Source organism: Bacillus sp. T-10(2022), assembly GCF_056502895.1.
The window spans coordinates 3,409,420-3,427,947 of the sequence record NZ_CP113518.1; the positions used below are offsets into that span (position 1 = coordinate 3,409,420).

Genomic DNA, 18,528 nt, shown 5'->3' on the forward strand with positions numbered 1-18,528 from the left:
AATAGATTAATAATAGCAATTTAAACACCTTTCACTTATATGGAATTAAGTATGAAAATTAATCGTTAAACTCAATCACCGCTCTTCCCACGTTGACACAATTGCAGTCTTGGAAAGAGTTAAACGCTTGGTTAATATTTTCTAATTCAATTCGATCTAACACTAGCTCATCTAATTTAAATTTTCCATCTAAATACATTTGCGCAATCATTGGGAAATCGCGGAATGGCTGGGTATCTCCATAAAAACTTCCTTTTAATACCTTACCGACTCTGTGGAATCCTCCAGCTGGAAGGTTCAATGTTTTTTCTGGATTAAATGCGCCAACGACAACCACGGTTCCACCTTTTCTAGTGCTCTTCCATGCACTTTCGGTCGCAACAGTATGACCCGAGCAATCTATAGCAAAATGAACACCTAAACCTCTTGTCAGTTCTTTCAGCGCAGCTTCGACATCCACTTCAGCTGAATTAATCGTATGGGTTGCACCAAACTGTTTGGCAATTTCCAAATTAGCAGATTTCACATCACAGGCAATAATTTTAGATGCACCTGCTATATGCGCTCCTTGAATTGCATTTACACCCACGCCACCAATACCAAATATTGCAACAGTGGAACCAGGTGTGACACCTGCTGCATTCACTGCGGCTCCATAACCAGTTGCCACTCCGCATCCGATTAACGAAGCTTGTGCAAAAGGCATTTCATCTGGCAACTTTACACATGCCATTTCGGGAACAACCGCAAATTCTGCAAAAGTGGATAATAAAGAGTTGTGGTAAACTTGCTTACCATCTTGACTAAGCCTTGTAGTGCCATCAAGCAGTGTTCCATCAAACATTGGTCCAAATGCAGCCTCACATAAATGCACATCTCCTGTTACACAAAATTCACATTTCCCGCAATATGGAACCCAGCTTAAAGCTACTCTATCACCAGCTTTGACACTTGTAACATTAGAACCTACTGCCTCGACAATTCCTGATCCTTCATGACCAAGAATAGTAGGTGTTGGCGTCGATTTATCATTCAAAGCATTTAAATCACTATGACATACACCTGTTGCTTTGATTTTCACAAGTACTTCATTCGATTTTGGTTCACTAAGATTTACTTGTTGAATGGATAATGGTTTACCTACTTCAGTCATTATAGCTGCATTTATTTTCATTGTACGATTCCCTCTTTTATGTGAATTTTCAATACGCGAACCAAATAGCTTTTGTTTTTGTGAAAGCCTGTAATGAATGAATGGCATATTCTTTGCCCCATCCGCTTTGCTTCAGACCTCCAAATGGGCTAGCAAAGTCATAGCAACCATATTTATTAACGAAAACCATACCCGCCTCGAGCTGGTTTGCTACGCGATGAGCACGGGATGCATCACCTGTCCAAAGTCCTGCCCCAAGTCCATAAATAGTATCGTTTGCCTTCATGACAACTTCTTCTTCAGTTTCGAATGGGATGATGCAGAGTACGGGTCCGAAAATCTCTTCCTGTGCAATTTTCATTTTATTATCAACATCAGCAAAAATAGTCGGTTGAACAAAATAGCCTTTCCCATTTGTTCCCGTTGTATCTCGTTCCCCTCCAGCTACGATTCGGGCGCCTTGATTTTTACCACTCTCAATGTAATTTAAGATAGACTCCATATGCTCCTTGGACACTTGTGCACCTTGATCGCTCCTAGGATCGAATGGGTCACCACATTTATAATTTTTAGCGTACTCGGCAATTTTCGTGACAACTTCATCATAAATTTCACGTTGGGCAAATAAACGGGTTGGTGCAGAACATTTCTCACCTTTATGTGTAAATAACCCATAAAATGAACGTTCGATTGCTGCATCCAAATCCGGGAAATCACTAAAGATGATGTTAGATGACTTACCGCCAAGTTCTAACGTTACAGGTTTTAAATTGCTATCAGCTGAGTCGTGGATTAATTTTTTTCCGATATTCGTACTGCCTGTGAACGATAATTTATCTATATCCATGTGACGACTAATATAAGAACCAACCTCACCATCTCCGAGAACTAAATTAATTACACCCTTCGGCAACACTCCTGCTTCATCAATAATTTCAAACAACCGAATAGCAGAATATGAGGTTTTATCCGCTGGTTTTAAAATAACCGTGTTTCCCATCGATAAGGCAGGTGACAGTTTTAAAACAGCCATTTGAATCGGAAAGTTGAAAGGTACAATTTGTCCGCATACACCGATTGGATCTCTTGTGGTGACACTTAAGAAATTACCTTCAACCGGATTGTTTTCACCATAATATTTATCTGTCCACCCAGCGTAATATTCAAATAAATCTGCTGCTTCCTGTACATCATCGTTATAGGCTTCTGTATATAATTTTCCGTTATCAAGCGCTTCCAATGTTGCAAGCTCTGCATGATGATCCTGAATAAGTTCGCTGATTTTCCGTAATGCCTTTCCTCTTTCCTTTCGGCTCATTTCTTTCCATGATCCCTGTTTTAAAGCAGTATTGGCTGCTTGTATCGCTGTATCGACGTCCTGCACTTCTGCTTGTTAAAAGTCACCTAAAATCTCTCCATTAGCTGGGTTGATTGATTCGATCACTTTATTGCCTGTGCTATCTACCCATTTTCCATTTATATATAGTTTTTTCGTTGTTTTAAGCCATTCATGGGCCCACTCCAGCTTTGGCTGTTCAATTCCTTCAAACGGTTTGTTTTCTAGTGACATGAGTCTATACCTCCATTATTCTAGTAATTTTTTTATAGATTCCCGATCATGTTCAATCATTAATTTGGAAACTGCCGAATAACCCAATCGTTCCTTCAGTTCCGTGATCACTGGAATAAAGGTATTTGAAAGTTCTCTACATCTTTCTTCATTGGATGTAATGTCCTTTAGACATCGCTCCGTAAAAGAATGAGCAGAGTTTGTTAGCATAGTTAGCCCATTCAATATATTGGCGCCAGCCATTCCTTCAAAAACATTTAAGTCTAGTTCACCATGTTCCAATGCAGCTTGAACAACCCGGTCACAACCTAGGACTTGAAAACAACTTTGAATCATCGTTTCAGGAACGACTGGATTCACTTTTCCTGGAAAAAAGGAAGAGCCGGCCTGAACAGATGGCAGGTTTATTTCTGAAAACCCTGCTTCTGGACCAGATGAAAGTAATCTTAAATCTTTAGCAACTTTAATTAGAGATGTTGCTAATAAACTTAATTGCTTTGACATATTGGCCAAGTCATCGATGTTTTGAGCTGCATCAAATAAATTATCACGTAATTCTACATTCATATTGGTTACTTCACGTAATTTCCCAATGACCACTTTTTTATATTTTTCCGGTGCACCCACGCCATTTCCAATGACAGTTGCTCCAAGATTAACAGTAAGCAATGACTTGATGGATACTTTTAAAGAATGGTGACGTCTTTTGAGTACCGATGCATAACCACTGAAAACCTCACCTAGTTGAACGCGCATTGCATCCTGTAAACAAGTTCGTGAGATTGTCGTGATTTCAATAAACTCTTGTGATTTTTTTTCCATCGTATCGTGCATCTTTGTTAATTCATGATCCAATCTTTCAAAACAGCGTACGATTGCCAGACGAATAGATGTATGACATACATCCGATGTGGACTGTGAAGCGTTTACATGTTCAATGGGATGAACAGGCGTATAAGAACCTAAAGCTACTTCTAAAGATTCATTTGCTAAATTGGCTAACACCTCATTTACATTCATATTCGTACCTATCCCACCGCCTCCATGCAAAATATCTACAATAAAGTGGTCTTGATAGTCCCCTTGAATTAATTGATCACAAGCATTTACTATTGCAGTCCCAATAGAAGGGGCTAAAATACCAGCCTCCAGATTAGCTGATGCAGCCGCTTTCTTGACCATGGCTAATGACACGATATATTCCGGAAAATTCTTTAATAATTGACCCGAGAAAGATAGATTTTTTACTGTTCTCAATGTTTGGATACCGTATAAAGCATTTTTGGGGATATCTAACTTGCCAAAGCAATCTCTTTCTATACGTTTGTCAAACTTATCATTCTGACTTATTGAAATCCCTCCTACTATTTTAATAGCTTTTATCCATGTAGCCTCTATTCTACAAAGACGGATGCATATTTGTTCACATAACGAACATTAAGTTCACATAAAGAACATATCGCTATTATAGAACCAAGTACATTATCAGTCAATGATAATTAGTAAATTTTTAGATTTATTTGATTATGGTGAAATCACTGATTTTTTTATTACAACAACCAGAAATGATTGACATTCCATTATTCCGTTGCGCTATAATAAATAAATGGAAAATAATAATCAGAACACAACAAAACAAACCAGTAATAAAGAAAGTTCTTCTGTACAGGCCGTTGAACGCGCTCTATTGCTTTTGAAGTTTATCGGAGAAAGTCCATCACCCATTTCAGTCGGTGATTTGGCCAAAAAGGCAGAGCTGAACCGTACCACGGCCTGGCGTTTGATCGGAACACTTGAATATCAAGGCTTTGTGGAAAAGGATCCTGTTTCAAAAGGCTATCAGCTCGGATATGCCCTTTATCAATTAACTTCTCAACATGATCAATATGGAGCTCTCATACGAAGAGCTCGAAGAACGCTAGTAGAATTAAAAGAAGAAGTCGGTGAAACTGTACTACTTAGTGTTCCTAAGCATGATGGAACTCTAACTATTGATCAAATTGATACCGATCATAGTGTTAGGCTGGTTGACTATTCAAATACCACATCACCTTTACACTGCACATCCAACGGAAAGATTTTATTAAGTTTGCTACCTAAAGAGGAGTTGAACATTTTATTAGAGCAGACTCTTAAACCATTTTCCAAATATACAATTACGGATCCAGAAGAACTGCGAAAAGAACTTGAAAAAATTCATATTCAAAAAGTTGGAACATCAATTGGAGAATTTGATGAAAATGAAAATGCAATTTCAGCTCCTATCTTTGACAAAAAAAAGAATCTAGTTGCTTTCATCACACTAGGTGGACCGAGTTTTCGCTTAACAGAGGAAGCTTTATTACAATTAAAGGACCGGATGCTAGACGCAGCTAAAAAAATCGAAGACCAGTTAGAATGAGCTATAATATCTTATAAAACCGCATTTGAAATAAAAAAACGATGCTGTCATTTTACGGATTGTAAATGATGGCATCGTCTTTTTGTGTGTGGGTTCTCTACAACCACCTTATTTAAACGGAAAATTTTAAATATTTTAAAAGAGTTTGACAAAAACTTAAATATACAATTATAATTCAGTTATATTCATATAACGCACCTAAAGTTCATATTATGAACAAACCACAATCCCCTATAATGAAAACGCTTCCCTCTATAAGCCGCTTCATATACCACTTTTAATTCTCAAGTAACCGTCACGGTCTAGCACAATTTTTAATCAGGAGGAGATTCAATGGGAAACAATAATGCAGCACTCAATGATAATGTCGGTGTAATTAAATTAGATGATGCACCATTAAACAAATTTCATATTAAAATTGCAGGTCTTACGTTCGGGGCTCATTTCACTGATGGATATATTTTAGGGATTATTGCATTTGCTCTATCTTTGCTGACACCTCAAATGAATTTAACGCCATTTTGGATCGGGTTAATCGGAAGTTCTGCTTTAATAGGGCTTTTTCTAGGAAGTTTGGTTTTAGGATGGATATCTGATTATGTAGGAAGACAGAAAATATTTGTTTTTAGTTTTATCGTCATTACCGCTGCATCCATTTTACAGTTTTTCGCAGACAGCCCGATGGAACTTGTATTTTATAGAATTTTGCTTGGAATCGGACTTGGAGGCGATTATAGCGTAGGACACACGATGTTAGCTGAATTTTCACCGCGTAAACATCGAGGTGTGTTATTAGGATCTTTTAGTGTAGTCTGGACATTTGGATACGTAGCGGCAAACTTGATTGGCATACTCGCTGTAGACTCCGCACCAGATGCTTGGCGATGGATGCTTGCTTCGTCTGCGATTCCAGCTGTAATCATTTTGATTTTGCGAATGGGTACGCCTGAGTCACCAAGGTGGCTGATTAGTAAAGGACGGATTGATGAAGCCCGAGAAATTGTCAAGAAGCATGTCGGCCCCAATATTGTACTTGATGATGAAAGACCAGTACAAACGAATAGCAGTATTGCAACTTTATTCCGAAAAGATATAAGAAAACGCACTGCTTTCAATTGTATATTTTTCGTTTGTCTCGTTATCCCATACTTCGCCATTTACACATTTTTGCCAAGTATTCTCGATGCAATCGGACTGAGTGAAGGCTATGGCACAGATTTCCTATTAAATGGTCTACTTATAGTAGGTGCAATTTTAGGTATTTGGTTAACGGTTAAATTTTCCCGTAGAGGATTCTTAATTTCCTCTTTTATTGTTTTGATCGTCACTCTTTCTCTATTAAGTGTTTTACCTAGCAGTGCAACAGTACTGATGATAATTTCTTTTGCCGTCTTTACCTTGATTATGTCTGCTGTCAGCAACTTGGTTGGGGTATTTCCAGCCGAGAGCTTTCCAACAGAAATCAGATCTACTGGTGTTGGACTTGCAACATCAATAAGTAGATTAGGATCAGCAATCGGTACATTCCTATTGCCAATGGGGATAGCAAATTTCGGAATCCAATTTACAATGTTTTGTCTCACAGCTGTACTTATTATTGGAGCAGTTGTATCAATAGCTTGGGCTCCCGAAACTAAATCCCTTACACTTAGTGATGCAAGCAATACCGGAAAGAAAGTTTAAAGGAATGACGCATTTTTAAAAAACAACAGCAAGTGCCAGCTAGAGGAACAGATTGTGACTGTTTCTAGCTGGCTATTATGCTGCAGTACCTTTCCTCTATCATGCTTTCATGTACAAATAGGATACATATACATAGCAACTGTTTAACTACTCTTAAATGTCCTAACTCTTAAACAAATTCATTCTTTATATGCATGCGCTTACATTTAACCACCAAAATGCATGCGAGTGCATTTAAATAAGCTTAAACAACTTCTCAACCGATCAGATCTTATTTACCTTACTGGGCTAAAGGTATATTCCTATCTAAGATATATAGAAATAACCGCCTTCACTTATCACTTAAAATTATAAGAACCATATTATAATTTCTGGATTAAGGATTGTAATTCATCTTGAAGATTTCCTTTTGAAAGAGCAGAGTGCAGAATTTCATGAACAGTATTTAAGGAAATTTGTAGTTTTTCTTCACCTAATGTGGTTAAACGTGTGTAGATGCCTCGTCGATCATCTTCGCATATTTGCCTTTGTAATACGCCACAGCTTTTTGCTTCTAGCCTGATTACCAGCCTGGATATAGCACTTTGACTTAATCCTACCATCTCCTGTAATTGTTGTAGCCTCAATTGTTTATCGCTTGTTTTCGATAAAAAGTAAAGAACGTAAAACTCTTTTAACGACAGGTTATGCTTTTTTTGCAAAGCACTTTCCAGCTCATTCGTAATGCTCATTTGAATACTAGTAAGAGATAGCCAATTATCTAAATACTTCTTTTCTTGGTTGTTTTTCATGCACATTCCACCCTGTTCTATCCTATATAATTAAAATATGGCACTTTAATTGATTTTCATAAGGCATATAAATAGTTCTAAAATACTCCAAAGCCAGAATTTAATGGTCAAACTTATTTGAAAAAGTGCGTGCCATATTGGCCGTTTCCATGTATGTTATATGGTTCTTCTCATTTTAGACGAGTTTCTTCTTTTTGTCTAAGATTGAGTTATTCCATAAAAAAAAGCAGACAAAATGACTGCTTTTTTTCATTAACGCATTGTAACTGAACAGGTTCCTATTTCATTTCCACCCCAGTTAAGTGAAAGCTTGTCTTGATCTGAAAGAGGACCGACGCCACTTGGAGTACCGGTAAAAATTATATCTCCCTTCCCGAGCCCAAAATGCTCTGCTGTAAATTCTATGATGGTTTGCAAATCAAAAAGTAATTCTTTAATATTTCCGACTTGTACACGCTCTCCATTTTTTAAAAGGGAAAAGTCGGATTGTTCACAAGCTTCGACACCTGGAAACGGAATAAAATCACTAACAACTGCCGAATTTTTGAATCCTTTAGCCAAAAGCCAAGGATGCTGTTTTTGTTTTAACTGTGATTGAACATCTCTAAGTGTTAAATCCAACCCAATGGCCATGGAATCTACTATTTCATCTACTTTCATTCCTGTGTCGAACTGTTTTGCGATATGTATGACAAGTTCAGTTTCAAAGTGAACGGAACCCTGATTACCCGGCAACGTAATTGACTGACCGTTTGCTTCCACGAGCGAATGAGTCGGTTTTGAAAATAAAAAAGGGGAAGTTGGTATTTCATTATTCAATTCTTTTGCATGCAAGGCATAGTTTCGACCTACACAATAGATATTTTTAATGTCTTTCATCATAAAACTCACTCTTTTCTTAATAATTTAATGATTCGAAAGGTAGTTGTTTTATAGTCTCCAAAATTACAATTTTATGATTGTTTCAGTAAATGAAAAAAAACTCTTATTTAAATACATTTTATATTTTTCTGATTTTTTATACAACCGTTATACTTATTATAAAGAAATCCAAATTGAAATGGTATACCCCTCAATCACTCCATTATCCTCTAATTTGGCAACTCCAGATGCACTGCTTGACCAGTCAAATGGACTTTCTCCCCCAATTCTTTCATCGTGATTCGACTTTTTGGATAGTTAATGCAAGATACTCCTTTTTTAGAGAAATGCGCCATGATTGGTGAAGTAGAATAAATCCACATAATTATATTTAATTATGACAAAAAAAGAGCCAACAAGTTGTTGACTCTTTGATTTAAAAAGTAGAAGCTAAATCTTTTGATCGTGCTATTGCATTTTCTTTTATTTCTTGTGCTTTATCAGGCATTGCTGCATGTCCTTCAACGAATAAACCTTCAAAGGAAGGCACTCCGAAGAATTGCATTATGATATTTAGATATCGGTGACCCATTTCCATTTCAGCTGCCGGTCCTTCTGAATAAATACCACCACGAGCTTGAATATGCAAGGCTTTCTTATCAGTTAAAAGACCAACTGGGCCTTGTTCGGTGTATTTAAATGATTTACCTGCAACTGCAACGGAATCAATATATGCCTTCATTACTGGCGGAAACGAGAAATTCCATAAAGGCGTTACAAATATATATTTATCCGCCGCTATAAATTGCTCACATAACTCTGAAAGTCGACTAACTTTTGCTTTCTCTTCCGACGAGAGTTCTTCAAAACCCTTTCCAGATTGAAGTTTCCCCCAACCACTGAAAACATCCACATCAATTTCAGGAATATTTTCTTTATAAAGGTCAATATTCACAACTTCATGGCTAGGATTTACTTCTTTATAAGTGTCAAGAAATGCTTTTCCAACGGCCATACTGTAAGATTGCTTGTCATCATGAGGATGAGCCGTGATGTACAATACTTTTGTCATTCTATATATCCTTCCTTTCCTTTTACATATTTGAACATTTTATTTTGCCTAGGAAATTCAACACTTATACAATTACTCGAACTAAAATATCTTTAATTGATAGGTATAAGATTAAATTGTTAAAAAGAAATTTTTTTGAAGGGGTATTACCAAACTTTTTTCATATTTCCTAGGCAATTGAAATTCAATTCGTGGGAAAGAGTGTGATTTTTGGATATGATAAAACAAAACAACCTGGTTCATTTTAGGAGGCCTAAGGAATGACGAATTCAATAAAATTTGATCTGCACACTCACCATCAACGCTGTGGACATGCTATCGGTACAATTGAGGATTATGTAAAGCAAGCCATTGAATATGGTTTGCATTATATTGGGATTTCTGATCATTCTCCATATTTTTATAGTGAGGAAGACCATCTCTACCCAACTATTGCAATGGCAAAAAGTGAACTTGTTCCTTATATTGAAGAAGTACTTCGCTTAAAAGAGAAATATGCAGGCAAAATTCACGTGTTATTAGGAATGGAAAGTGATTTCTTCCCTGATCACATTGAAGTCTACCGTGATCAATATCTTTTACACCCTTTTGACTACATTATTGGATCTGTTCATTATGTTCAAGATATTAGCATTTTTAAAAGAGGGCGTTGGAATGGTTTGACCTCTAAAGAACAGTCAAGAATAAAGGATGAATACTATGAATTAATACAGAAATCTGCAAAAAGCGGAGTGTTTCAAATCTTAGGCCATATTGATGCAATGAAAGGGTTTTACCCATCCTTTTCTTCCATTGAGACAGACAGTATTGAAAGAACGTTAAAAATCATTAGTCAAGAAGATATCGCCATTGAGATCAATACCTCTGGTAAAACAAAAGATTGTGGTGGATGGTATCCAGCAGATGACATTTTAGAACGAGCTCTTTTCTATAATGTGAAGGTAACATTTGGATCAGATTCGCATACACCTGAACGTATTTGTGATGAATTTGAACTAGTAAAAAAAAGACTAAAGGAAATCGGCTTTTCTGAGTGGGCTTACTTTGTTAACAAGCAAAGGATTCTCACTCCACTTTGATCTTCTTTGTCAAAAGGAATAGAACTTTTCCAATAGCTTGAGAGTCCTGTAACAATGTGTATCGGAGGGAAGGAATGATGTTTTTCAACCCTTTTGCTACTAAGAAGGGCGATGCACTAAAAAATAATGTACAGATTTCAATAATGATCCTGCTTGGAATTTCATTACACTTAAAGAATCGGTACCAATCTTTTTTTTGAACATAAAATAATCATTATGCATCCTAATAAACGATTGGTTACAAGTTTTACCCGTTCATTTCAACGAATCCCAGTCATCGCAATATTTTTTAGCATAAAATCAATATCTTTAGGGAATTAATAACTTACCATTCGTTAATCTTATTAAAAGGAGTTGATTTGGGTATGATCGATAACCCATTGTATAAAAAGAATGACGAAAACTCTGTAGAGTCAGATGAAGGTAAGCCTGTTTTCAACTCTTCAATAGGGCGATCCGAAGCCCCTCCAATAACTCCGTCAAAAGATCCTGAATTCGATCTTTTTGGCACAGTATTAAATGGGTATCTTTAATTTATACTTCCTTATTCAATATACCTTCAGAACATGGTTTAATGCATTAGATTTCAAGACCTAAAACATTATAAATTCCTAAAAAGAAGAGCACATATTAGTCACGTCTAATATGTGCTTTCCTTTTATTAAATTCAAGCGCCCTTTTCGTTAATGATATTCCTTTGGCTCTTCAGGTTAGTCTATCTCACCAGGTTCTTCTGGAATTAACACTTCTCCAATTTTATCAATTGAGTCAAAAGCTGTATTAACCAGTAAGGACCTTGTTATTGACATATCAAAATCAATATCTTTTTTAGCCTTAAGCCTTATGGTGGCTAATGTATTTCTACCCTCTAATGTTTGTTGAGATCCTTTATGGGAAAATGCCGCCATAATCCGCTGCTCTGTATTTCCTATACCTGCAAGTATAGAGTAATTTAACATACCCTTAGTTACATTGGTTGGTTGAACAATACTTGAATCACATGTACCTTCTGGTTGACATTCTTTAACCAATTCATACTTAGTGGGATCTAGCTTCAACTCTAAATTAAAGGCATTGATATCCTTCAATTCCGCTCCAATTATTTCCACTAAAAATTCTTCTCCTGCCTTTAACTGTTGTTTATTAGGTCTAATATCCAGTAAACCAGCAATTGACCTACCAGTTGGTATAAGTGGTGTTTTTCCTAGCTGTCCTGCTACATACATTAAATCATAAGCATCAATTACCCCATTGTAATTAATATCAACCTTCGATACCTGATTCCATGCTGTATCTGTTGTATCAACACCCATGTAGCTAGCAAAGAATAGTAGATCTTCATCATCAATTGCACCATTTGGTATATTTTCACCCACAACCGTTCCAACTGTTTTATCTTTTTTATATGGTCTAAATTCTTGTGCAGAACCAAATTTCCCTACAGCATCATTAATTGTCAACTTGATGTATCTAGCTGTCACATTATCGTTAAAGGAAATGGTTTTAACATCTTTATTTCTTTCGAACGTTCCATTAGTGATAATATTTTTGTACGTTTTACCATCTAAACTGACATCTAAATTATATTTTAAGATGGTTCCATTTCCAGCATCAGGTCTTGGAAGATACTCTAGCTTATCTAATTGGTAAGCTAACTTCATATCAATTTCATAGGTATGAGGCAATACATTTCCATCAGACCATTCAGTATGCCATAAAGTATTATCGTCACCATCCACAGCTTTAGACCCTTCACTGCCCGGTTGTTCACTACTTACTTTTGCTGTCATATTCTTAGGTACGTTTCGATATCGATCAAGCTTTGTTCTAGCTTTAACTTCATCACTCCAATTTGATACTCCCTTTGAATTTGCTGCTCTAACTCTGTAAGAATATTCTGTATCAGCTGTTAAACCTGAATGAACATAGAAAGGTACTTGTTCACCATCGGTTGCCTTAAATACATTTGTATAGATTACACCATTAATCAATAAATCATAAGTATTGTTACCATCAACTTCATCCCAATTTAATTTGATACTTTTATCCGTAATATTTTCATCTTTTGCTCCCAGGCCTGTTGGAACATTTGGTACTGCTTCATCCACTACATCCTTAACTTCGGTATTATTGAAACCATCTACTATTAATTTAATGGTATTTGCTGAAACATTAGTTTTCCCAACCTTAACATAGAGTTTAGGTGATGTAGTAATCTTCGTTTTTTCAAATTCTGAACCCTTTGTAGAAAATTTATTAAAGGATGGATTTTCATTAAAGAAATATACATTATCAGAACTTTTGTATTCTTCTTCAGTTGTGACTTTTCTTAATACAACATCTTTACCTCCAACTTTAACAGATATTTTCTTTGGATTTTTACGTGTATTTACAATGAATTCTGTACCTTTATTCCTGACTATGCCAGTATATCCTTTTCCTTTTGCCTTCCCAACAGTTATAACAACTCTTTCACCTTTAACATCTGAAGTGATATTGGTTCTAGTGTTTTTATCCTTTTTATATTCATTGGTTTCCCCATCATCCTCATATAATGTGAATTTTGATTTACCCGATGGGTACACGTCAAATATTCTATTATCAGAGCCATCCAATTGATTAATGGAATTGTTTTCAGGTGACATTGGAATAATAGCACCAGCCTTAACAAATACAGGGGTCTTCCATAATGGAGCACTAAAATTATTGATGACTGACCCACCCTTATACTGATCACCTGTAAAATAATCGATCCAAATTTGATTTTCATCTGGAAGGTAAATTCCGTTTCTTACACCAGCTCTATGATCATTTTCATTATATACTGGTGCCACTAATAAATTAGGTCCCCACATATATTGATATTGTGTTTCTGTACCATACGTATTTGGATCATCAGGGTATTCTAACATCATCCCTCTAATCATGGGCATTGATTTTGATGTTGATTCTTCTGCAATCGTATAAATATACGGCATCATTTGAGCTTTCAATTTTAGATACATTCTATTAATGGATGCATATGGTTCTCCATAATTCCAAGGATTTTTCGATTTACTATAATCGTTACCTGACGATGCCCATCCATCCATATCTATTTGAATAGGAGTGAATGCCTTCCATTGGTAATCTCGTGTCTGAATGACTTTATCTCCGCCAAATATACCATCCATATCTGAACCGACATTCGGATTACCTGACAAGCCTGCTCCAATGTAAGTTGGGATATGCATCCTAATATATTCCCAATCTCCTCCATATTGGTCACCAGACCATAATGATGCATAACGTTGCGTACCTGCCCATCCATCAAGTGAAATGACGAAAGGACGTGCTCCTTGAGAGTTTTCTGCTTTTTGTATTCCTTCCGCTGCTTGACGAGTTGCATTTAAAGCCATTGAATAACCTTGTCCAACCCATGCAACATCAGTCTTTATTGCTCTTACACCAGCTTGGACTTCTCCGTCAAGGTCTCTGCGTAAAGGGCTATCTTCTGGTAATCCGGGATCTGGATATAGATTACTTTGTGTCCATAAACCTACCTCAACATCTTTCGCATTAGCTTCTTTGACAAAACTCTTTAAATTATCTAATCCGCCATAACCGCAACCATACCCATCATTTGGTAAAAACCAACCTAAAGGCATATCATTACTGCCATATTCATTTAAATTATTTAGTCCATTATTTAATAGTGTTCTTTGGTCCTTATGACCATTATGAGTTCCGTTAAAGCAATCCGCCTTCCCTAAATAAAACCCATATTTCGGCATTAGAGCAGCTTTACCGGTTAATTCAGTATATTCACCAATGATCTCTGGAATTGAATCTTCGACAAAATAATAAGCATCAAATCTTTTTTCATTATGAGAAAAGGTGGCCGTCTTAGAAAAATTATAAACTCCTGGCTTAAACGTATTACGCATTACACCATATCCTTCAGTACTTAAATAAAATGGAACCGGACTAGAAGCAGCACCTGCATCCCAACCGCCACCAATCGCAATATTTATTGAAGTATTTTTATGGGAATAGTATCCATTTTGTTGTCCGCCACCATAAAAATATTCATTCTCTTTTGTATCAAGAGTTTGCAATGTTTTTTCATCATTATATTTAAGCGGCTCTTTTTCACTCCAAAGAACTTGGGATTTTGTTTTATCATATAAGCTCATCTTTGAAGTAGCAATTTCAATTCTTAACTCTACAGATTTTGTAGAAATCTTATAAAAATTGGCATTGCTTTTATTAACCTTCACATTTATTTTTCCGTATTCTTTATTGTAATCGCGCACACTTTTTTCAATTATTTTTGTGACGTGATCAGGTTTATTTGGAGTCGGATATTCTGGAAAATCTCCTGCTGGGTCCAAGTGCAATCTAAATAGGTTGTCCTTAAGGAAACTAATTTTTATTTTTTCACCTGTTGAAAAATCAAGATAAACATCATTTCCGTCTTTTAGGATTTTCGTTACCAGGCCAATTTTCTTATACGTTTCATTAGCAACAGCCGAATTATTTAAGATTTTATCGTCCGAGGCTTTACCAGTTAAAGGAACTATTATTAAACATAAGATGACTAATAAAAACAAGCTTGCAAATTTTTCAAGATTAGCAATCTTCATTTTTCTTTTCAACAAAATATGCCTCCCTTACAAATTAATGATTCTCTTATTTTTTTGTCTTCTTCATTTCAACCTCTTCTATACTTGACTACACCATCAACAGCTGTGGCTAGAACATCTAACTTCTCATTCAGGACTACGTAATCAGCTATTTTCCCACTTGATAGGCTACCGAATTTCTTATCTTTTCCTATGCTTGCTGCTGGTGATAATGAAGCACTGTGCCATATTTTATACAGTGGTTCACTGCTCCAACTTTTTAAATTTTTGACTCCATCAATTAATTTCAAAGTGCTACCAGCTAATGATCCTGTTTCTGTTCGAGCCATACCATCTTTCATTACAACAGTGAATTCACCTAGTTGATATTCTCCATCAGGCATTAACCCTGCGCGCATACAGTCCGTAATTAGGACAAGCTTGTCCCCTTTAACACGTAATGCCAATGTTGCAATGTCTGGATGTACATGAAAACCATCACAAATTAATTCAGCAAATGTGTTAGAATCCGTTAATGCCGCACCTACCACACCTGGGTTACGATGATGTAATCCTGACATGCCGTTAAATAAATGAACAAAGTTTTGGGCACCCGCATTAATAGCCTTCTTACAGCAATCATGACTTGCGTTCGTATGTGCTATGCAGACAAATACACCTTCTTTACTTACATTATTAATAAAATCTAACGTGTTTTCCCGTTCAGGAGCTAGGGCAATTTTTACAATAGTTCCTTCTGAAAGTCTCTTTAATTCTTGAAATTCCTTAAAATCCGGATCTCGAAAATAAATAGAATTTTGGGCTCCTTTATGTTGTTCGGAAAAGTAGGGGCCTTCCAAAAAAATACCTTCTGATTGTGCGCCAGGCAGTCCTTGTCTGACCGCTTCTGTTATCGCGAAAATGGATTGATTCAATTCTGTTTTAGACGATGTCAATGTTGTTGGTAAAAAACGCGTAACACCAAGTTGTAAAATTGCTTTCGAGATTTCCTGAACTGCTTCGATAGTTCCGTCCATTATGTCATAACCTTTGATTCCATGAATATGAGTGTCAAATAAACCCGGGGCAATTGTATGTCCACTCCAATCGACCACATCGGAATCTGGGGAAACCGTCTCTGAAAATTCACCAAACAATCCATTACTCACTTGCAAATATCCACCTGTTTTTTCTTTATTCTCCATTAAATATCGTTCTGCTTTGATATAATATTTCACCTTTTATACGCTTCCTTTTTATGCTTATATTCCAGCTACATCTTCTTCTGTTTGTTGCTGTATTTTTTTAAATTCCTTTATATTCTCTTTACCATCTTTTAAGATTTTATCGATAAATGCATCGAGACTGAGTTCTCGGTGAAAAAATCCGCTCAACAACATAGGTAAGTTTGTTCCAGCTACTACCCGAATATTATCTTTATCTGAAGCAATCCTAGAACACACATTAAATGGAGTTCCACCCGCTAAGTCTGTAAAACATACCACTCCTGCTCCTGTTTCTACATTGTCAATAGCTTTAAATAAAACTTGCTCTAAAATTGTTACATCTTCTTCAAATGGAATAACCTCTACTTGCTTTATTTCTCCAGCAATTAACTGGACCGACTCAAGCATTCCAGTTGGAAAAGAACCATGTCCTGTTAGCACAATTCCAATCATTCATTTCATCCTCTCTTATCAGTATTTTTTGTGTAAAATATTAAAATTATAAGATATTAAAGTAAGATCCTATTAAACCGACTACAACAGTTAGGCCAATCAGCATTAAAGGAGAACGCCCCTTTTTAAGTAACCAGTACATTAGTAACGTATATAATAACGGCAGCATCGCTGGCATGATCATATCTAATACATCTGATTGGATATTTAATTTTGCGTCTCCGGATTTCCAAACATATTTAACGTTAAATGCAACATAAGTGGCAATTAATCCGCCAACTACTGTCAAACCTACAATTGATGCAGCGCGGGAAACGAATTTTGTACCATCTTTTAATTTCACAATTGCTTTAACACCTGTTTTATATCCATAGTTCATTAATCCGAACCGGACACCAAAGTGAATAATATTAAATGAGATTAGAAATACAATCGGTCCAAGGGGGTTCCCTTCTACCGCTAATGAAGCACCTATTCCCGCTGTTATCGGTAGTAAAGTAAGGTAAAACAATGCATCCCCTATACCGCCAAGCGGACCCATCATAGCAACACGAATACCACGAATAGCCTCTCTATCTTCTTTCTTTTGTTCCATGGCTAAAATCACGCCCATAATAAATGTTACTAAAAACGGATGCGTATTAAAGAATTCCATATGGTCTTTCATTGATTTACTTAAATCTTTTTTATTTTTATGAATATGCCTTAGACCTGGTAAAATGGAGTAAAGCCATCCGGCCGATTGCATACGTTCATAGTTAAAAGATGCTTGTAATAGTAAAGAACGCCATACTAGGATTCGTAATTGCTTCTGTTGTAAATCCGGAGCTTCAGTTTCATCTTCATAGTGATTAGATGCCATCGGTGATTTCCTCCTCACTAGGCTGATATTTATCTGGACCTTGTTTTTCTTTGTTTTGGTAAAAATCATACAAGGCGATTGCCAAACCAATTAATGCGATTGCCAAAATTGGCATTTCTAAATAAGCTGCTGCGACAAATCCTATAATAAAGAACATGATATATTCGACTTTCATCATAATTTTCAATAACATCGCAAATCCAATGGCTGGCATAATCCCTCCGGCTATGGACAATCCGCCAATAATCCATTGTGGTACTGTTTCAACAAATCCTGATGCTTTTTCCGCTCCAAAGAAAATGGGTAAAAACGCTATAACTGCATAAAATGTAAACAGAATGAACAAGCCTAAATAATTTATTCGTTCAATCCCTTTATAATTTGCTTCTAGTGCATATTGATCGGCTTTGTGCATCATTGGTGCAAATAATGTGAAAAACAAGGTAATTAACCCTTGTACTGCTACAGCAAACGGTATTGCCACCCCAACTGCAACTTTTGGGTCCTGACCAGCAATAATACCAAATGCTGTTCCAATCACTCCCCCAATAACAACGTTCGGTGGCTGTGCACCAGCAAGCGGCACCATACCCATCCATATTAACTCCAAAGTTCCTCCAACTATTAAACCAGTCTGAACGTCCCCTAAAATTAGACCAACTACAAGTCCCGTAACTACCGGACGGTGAATATGGGTTAATCCATTAAATAGATCGACACCGATAATCCCAGCCCATAAAGCAATTAATAATGCTTCGACTAACATAAGTTAT

16 protein-coding genes and 1 pseudogene are annotated in these 18,528 nt (G+C 36.4%); 4 read left to right on the forward strand and 13 right to left on the reverse strand.

Translation table 11 applies throughout. The annotated features are described in order from the left end of the window. Positions 1-58: 58 nt before the first annotated feature. From OSJ91_RS16640 to OSJ91_RS16655, 4 genes are read right to left on the reverse strand one after another with little or no spacing between them, the layout of a single operon-like run. Positions 59-1,261: a Zn-dependent alcohol dehydrogenase gene (locus OSJ91_RS16640; protein ID WP_485890085.1), complete on the reverse strand. Its 1,203-nt coding sequence runs from the start codon at positions 1,259-1,261 to the stop codon at positions 59-61. Beyond that, the gene (locus OSJ91_RS16645; RefSeq protein ID WP_485890086.1) at positions 1,203-2,537 is read right to left on the reverse strand and encodes an aldehyde dehydrogenase family protein; all 1,335 of its coding nucleotides are present in this window, start codon (positions 2,535-2,537) and stop codon (positions 1,203-1,205) included. The genes OSJ91_RS16640 and OSJ91_RS16645 overlap by 59 nt, the downstream gene beginning before the upstream one ends. 9 nt (positions 2,538-2,546) lie before the next feature. Next, positions 2,547-2,723: a hypothetical protein gene (locus OSJ91_RS16650; protein WP_485890087.1), complete on the reverse strand. Its 177-nt coding sequence runs from the start codon at positions 2,721-2,723 to the stop codon at positions 2,547-2,549. Between the two features lie 15 nt (positions 2,724-2,738). Beyond that, positions 2,739-4,106 carry a lyase family protein gene (locus OSJ91_RS16655; RefSeq protein ID WP_434547794.1) on the reverse strand — a complete coding sequence of 456 codons (1,368 nt, stop codon included), beginning with the start codon at positions 4,104-4,106 and terminating at the stop codon, positions 2,739-2,741. A gap of 223 nt (positions 4,107-4,329) precedes the next feature. On the opposite strand from OSJ91_RS16655, the gene OSJ91_RS16660 reads away from it, so the two are divergent. Both OSJ91_RS16660 and OSJ91_RS16665 read left to right on the forward strand, forming a co-directional pair. After that, complete coding sequence (locus OSJ91_RS16660; protein WP_101222278.1) at positions 4,330-5,124, forward strand: IclR family transcriptional regulator; 795 nt, start codon at positions 4,330-4,332, stop codon at positions 5,122-5,124. Between the two features lie 333 nt (positions 5,125-5,457). Further along, positions 5,458-6,807 carry an MFS transporter gene (locus tag OSJ91_RS16665; RefSeq protein ID WP_350299220.1) on the forward strand — a complete coding sequence of 450 codons (1,350 nt, stop codon included), beginning with the start codon at positions 5,458-5,460 and terminating at the stop codon, positions 6,805-6,807. Between the two features lie 362 nt (positions 6,808-7,169). On the opposite strand, the gene OSJ91_RS16670 is transcribed toward OSJ91_RS16665, so the two are convergent. The 4 genes and pseudogenes from OSJ91_RS16670 to OSJ91_RS16685 all read right to left on the reverse strand — a co-directional run bounded on the left by OSJ91_RS16670 (position 7,170) and on the right by OSJ91_RS16685 (position 9,531). Next, positions 7,170-7,598: a MarR family winged helix-turn-helix transcriptional regulator gene (locus OSJ91_RS16670; protein WP_485890088.1), complete on the reverse strand. Its 429-nt coding sequence runs from the start codon at positions 7,596-7,598 to the stop codon at positions 7,170-7,172. 252 nt (positions 7,599-7,850) lie between these two features. Then, entirely contained in the window at positions 7,851-8,477 is a 627-nt protein-coding gene (locus OSJ91_RS16675) for a fumarylacetoacetate hydrolase family protein (protein ID WP_485891916.1), read from the reverse strand. A 174-nt stretch (positions 8,478-8,651) separates the two neighbouring features. Then, positions 8,652-8,815 (reverse strand): annotated as a pseudogene (locus OSJ91_RS16680) (winged helix-turn-helix transcriptional regulator); the annotation flags it as partial. Between the two features lie 80 nt (positions 8,816-8,895). Continuing rightward, entirely contained in the window at positions 8,896-9,531 is a 636-nt protein-coding gene (locus tag OSJ91_RS16685) for an FMN-dependent NADH-azoreductase (protein WP_485890089.1), read from the reverse strand. A gap of 260 nt (positions 9,532-9,791) precedes the next feature. Here OSJ91_RS16685 and OSJ91_RS16690 point away from each other — a divergent pair, with 260 nt between their 5' ends. Both OSJ91_RS16690 and OSJ91_RS16695 read left to right on the forward strand, forming a co-directional pair. After that, complete coding sequence (locus OSJ91_RS16690) at positions 9,792-10,610, forward strand: histidinol-phosphatase (protein WP_402937861.1); 819 nt, start codon at positions 9,792-9,794, stop codon at positions 10,608-10,610. Positions 10,611-10,975: 365 nt separating this feature from the next. Next, positions 10,976-11,143, forward strand: coding sequence for a hypothetical protein (locus tag OSJ91_RS16695; RefSeq protein ID WP_350299224.1), 168 nt, complete (start codon positions 10,976-10,978; stop codon positions 11,141-11,143). Between the two features lie 177 nt (positions 11,144-11,320). On the opposite strand, the gene OSJ91_RS16700 is transcribed toward OSJ91_RS16695, so the two are convergent. The 5 genes from OSJ91_RS16700 to agaW are packed head-to-tail and all read right to left on the reverse strand — an operon-like array spanning position 11,321 to position 18,521. Further along, the gene (locus OSJ91_RS16700; RefSeq protein ID WP_485890090.1) at positions 11,321-15,247 is read right to left on the reverse strand and encodes a TIM-barrel domain-containing protein; all 3,927 of its coding nucleotides are present in this window, start codon (positions 15,245-15,247) and stop codon (positions 11,321-11,323) included. A gap of 56 nt (positions 15,248-15,303) precedes the next feature. Further along, positions 15,304-16,452 (reverse strand): N-acetylglucosamine-6-phosphate deacetylase, encoded by a 1,149-nt coding sequence (gene nagA / locus OSJ91_RS16705; protein WP_485890091.1) that lies wholly within the window; start codon positions 16,450-16,452, stop codon positions 15,304-15,306. Positions 16,453-16,476: 24 nt separating this feature from the next. Beyond that, positions 16,477-16,893: a PTS sugar transporter subunit IIA gene (locus OSJ91_RS16710; protein WP_350299227.1), complete on the reverse strand. Its 417-nt coding sequence runs from the start codon at positions 16,891-16,893 to the stop codon at positions 16,477-16,479. 46 nt (positions 16,894-16,939) lie between these two features. Next, positions 16,940-17,755 (reverse strand): PTS system mannose/fructose/sorbose family transporter subunit IID, encoded by an 816-nt coding sequence (locus OSJ91_RS16715; RefSeq protein ID WP_350299228.1) that lies wholly within the window; start codon positions 17,753-17,755, stop codon positions 16,940-16,942. Further along, positions 17,745-18,521, reverse strand: coding sequence for a PTS N-acetylgalactosamine transporter subunit IIC (gene agaW, locus OSJ91_RS16720; RefSeq protein ID WP_350299229.1), 777 nt, complete (start codon positions 18,519-18,521; stop codon positions 17,745-17,747). Before agaW ends, OSJ91_RS16715 begins: the two co-directional genes overlap by 11 nt. Between the last annotated feature and the right edge of the window lie 7 nt (positions 18,522-18,528).